The sequence below is a fragment of the Mycobacterium sp. TH-M15 genome (assembly GCF_057473705.1).
In genome coordinates, this window is record NZ_JBYCLB010000293.1 from 1 (window position 1) to 3,414 (window position 3,414).

The 3,414-nt window shown below is 73.2% G+C and carries 3 protein-coding genes and 1 tRNA gene; all 4 read right to left on the reverse strand.

Translation table 11 applies throughout. The annotated features are described in order from the left end of the window. Position 1: 1 nt before the first annotated feature. Positions 2-74: transfer RNA gene (locus AC2VNT_RS06900), tRNA-Ala, on the reverse strand. A 50-nt stretch (positions 75-124) separates the two neighbouring features. Next, on the reverse strand, positions 125-1,222 hold the full coding sequence (gene sepX / locus AC2VNT_RS06905; RefSeq protein WP_486946143.1) for a divisome protein SepX/GlpR: 1,098 nt from the start codon (positions 1,220-1,222) through the stop codon (positions 125-127). A gap of 140 nt (positions 1,223-1,362) precedes the next feature. Next, on the reverse strand, positions 1,363-2,025 hold the full coding sequence (locus tag AC2VNT_RS06910; RefSeq protein WP_486946144.1) for a GNAT family N-acetyltransferase: 663 nt from the start codon (positions 2,023-2,025) through the stop codon (positions 1,363-1,365). A gap of 4 nt (positions 2,026-2,029) precedes the next feature. Further along, positions 2,030-3,277 carry a molybdotransferase-like divisome protein Glp gene (glp, locus tag AC2VNT_RS06915; protein ID WP_486946145.1) on the reverse strand — a complete coding sequence of 416 codons (1,248 nt, stop codon included), beginning with the start codon at positions 3,275-3,277 and terminating at the stop codon, positions 2,030-2,032. Positions 3,278-3,414: the final 137 nt, after the last annotated feature.

A 3,414-nucleotide genomic window follows, 5' to 3' on the forward strand; every position in this document is an offset into this window, starting at 1 on the left:
GTGGAGCTAAGGGGAATCGAACCCCTGACCTACTCGATGCGAACGAGTCGCGCTACCAACTGCGCCATAGCCCCTGGCCGCTAGCAGGCTACCAGCCGCCGGCGGATCGGCAGAAACCGAAGCGTCACTGGCCGGCCGCGCGCGGCAGGTCACGCCGCCAGTCGTAGTCCCGGGCGAACGACGCCGACGCCAGATGCTCGAAGGCCGGATCCTCGTCGTCGAGGTCCAGCACCATCGCGCCCGGGCGGCGCAGCCGGGACGGCACCACCTCGAAGTCCGGCGGCGGAGCCTGCTGCACCGGCGGCGCGTCGACGCGCGACGCCCGGGCACGCGCCTCCCGCCGCGCCCGCCGCGCCTGCACCTGGGCCTCGATCCGGGTCTGTCGGCGCAGATACGCCAGGTAGAGCAGCATCAGCGCGCCGGTGCCGGCGCAGAGCCGCCAGGCGTCCGGCGTCACCGTGTAGCCGACCGCCGCCGAGCCCGCCAGGACCAGCGCCATCGTGGACAGCGCCCGCTTGCGGAACCGGTACTTGCGGGCCTCCACCGCGGCGGCCTTCTGCGCCTCGCTGCGCCGCCGCCGTGCGGCTGACGTCGGCCGCACCGGACCCGGCGCGGAGTCCGCCGGCTCGTCTTCGGCTTCCAGCCCGGAGCTGTCCTCAACGTACTCGTACACCCCACCGTCATCGTCGGATTCGTCGGCTTCGTCGGCTTCCGCGACCTCGTCGGTGTCCTCGGCCTCGCCGGCGATATCGGTCTCCGGGAGCTCCTCGGTCTGCTCGTCCGGGGACTCCTCCTCGTCGAGGACCGGCTGGGCGACCGTGACCTCGTCGTCGGCGTCGGAGAGCGCGTCCGACTCGCCGACCGGCAGTGCCCCGGAGTCCTCCTCGACGACGTCCACATCGAGGTAGTCGGGCTCGGTGGACTCGTCCGCCGCGGCGGCCTCTGTCCTGGCGACCGACGTGTCGGGCTTGAACGGCAACTCCTCCTCGTCGTGCCGCCCGCAGTAGTCGCGCCGCCAGTCCGGGTCGCTGGCGTGGCCGGCCGCCGGACCGCTGCGCTTGAGCAGCCGGGCACCGGCGCTGCTGGTCAGCACCCTTGTCGCCAGCGCGACGTCGCTGGTGCGGCGCACCGCCTCACGCTTGCTGACCAGCATCGGAACCAGCACGAACAGCCAGAGCACCACGAGCGAGATCCAGAGCAACGATTGGGGGACGCTGGGCATGATGCCTGCTCCTTTCCCAGTCCCAGTCAAGGCTAGGTTTGCGACCCGCGGGATCATCGATCGGCGCGCCGTCGCAATTACATATTCGTAATTTACCCGTTACGCCTCAATTGTCACAACCGCCACGCCAGTAACATCGATCAAGGGAGGCTGGCCCGCCCGCTGCGGACCAGCGCCGACACCACCGACCCGGGCACCTCCTCGACGGTGAGCGCCACCAGCAGGTGGTCCCGCCACTCCCCGTCCACGTCCAGGTAGCGCCGCAGCAGGCCTTCCTCCCGAAAGCCGACCTTGGCCAGCACCGCCCGGCTGCCGGCGTTCTCCGGGCGGACCGTTGCCTCGACCCGATGCAGCCGCACCACGCCGAAGCAGTGATCCAGCCCCAGGGCCAGCGCCCCGGTCGCCACCCCGCCGCCGGTCGCCGAACTGGCCACCCAGTAGCCGATCCAGGCCGAACGCAGCGCGCCGTGGGCGACGTTGCCGATCGTCAGCTGCCCGCAGAACCGGCCGTCGAGCTCGATCACGAACGGCAGCATCCGCCCCCGGCGCGCCTCCGAGCGCAGGCTGGAGCAGACCACCGGCCACGCGGCGGGGCTGTGCCGGGCCAGCCAGTCCGGCTCACCGCTGGGCTCCCACGGCTCCAGGTGGTCTCGATCGCCGGTGCGGGCCCGGCTCCACTGCGCGCCGTCGCGCATCCGCACCGGCCGCAGCCGGATCACCCCGGCCGACACCCGCAACGGCCCGAGCACCGCCGGCCAGCCGGGATGCTGGATGCTGGTGTTGCCGCGCCGCCACCGGTTCACCGGATCAACCGCGCTGAGCCAGGAAAGCCACGTCGACCATCTCGCCGGCCCGGACCTCCTCGGCCTCCTCCGGCACCACCACCAGGCAGTTCGCGTCGGCCAGCGTGGTCAGCAGGTGCGACGACGGGCCGCCGCCCAGCACCTGGACCAGGTACTCGTCGGACTCCTCGTCGCGCATCAGCTGACCGCGCAGGTAGCCGGTCCGGCCGGCCACCGAGCTGATCGGACCCAGCGCCCGGGCCGGCACCACCCGGCGCATCGGCTCCCGTCTGCCCAACGCCAGCCGGATCAACGGCCGGACCATCACCTCGAAGACCACCAACGCGCTGATCGGGTTCGCCGGCAGCAGGAACGTCGGCACCCGGTCCGGCCCCAGCTGGCCGAAGCCCTGCACCGAACCCGGGTGCATCGCGACCCGGACCACCTCCAGCTCGCCGAGGGTCGACAGCGCCGCGCGCACCTCCTCGGCCGCCGCCCCGCCGACCCCGCCGGCGACCAGCACCACCTCGGCGCGGTTGAGCTGCCCCTGCACCACCTCGGCCAGCTGTTTCGGGTCGCTGCTGACGATGCCGACCCGGTTCACCTCGGCGCCGGCGTCGCGGCCGGCGGCGGCCAGCGCGTAGGAGTTGACGTCGTACACCTGCCCGTTGCCCGGGCTGCGCGCGACGTCGACCAGCTCGCCGCCGACCGACAGCACCGCCAGCCGGGGACGCGGATGCACCAGCACCTGGTCGCGGCCGACCGCGGCCAGCAGCCCCACCTGGGCGGGGCCGACGGTCGCGCCGACGGAGACGGCGATGTCGCCCGACCGCACGTCGCCGCCGGTGGCCCGCACGTAGGCGCCCGGACCGACACCGCGGCGCACCCGCACCCGGGACTGGCCGCCATCGGTGAAGCGCAGCGGCAGCACCGCGTCGGCCAGCGTCGGCAGCGGAGCCCCGGTCTGAATCCGGGTGGCCATCCGCGGTTGCAGCCTGGTCGGTGTCCGGGCGCCGGCCTCGATCAGCCCCAGCACCGGGAGGCTCACCTCGGCGTCCGGGTCATCACCGTCGTCGCCGCCGGCGCCCTGGACGTCGACGCTGCGCACCGCGTACCCGTCGATCGCCGCCTGGTCGAAGGCGGGCATCGGGCGCTCGGCGACCACGTCCTCGGCGCACATCAGGCCCTGCGCGTCGGCGATGGCGACCCGCACCGGCCGCGGCGCCACCGCCGCCGCCGACACCCGGGCCTGCTGTTCTCCAACCGAACGCACAACGCGCCTTTCCAGATCCAGTCACCGGGCCCGACACCACCGGCCAACGCGGTCCACCGGAGTCGACGTTAGTCCCGGGCCAGACCCAACCGTGCCACCAACCACCGCCGCAGATCCGGCCCGTAGTCGTCACGATC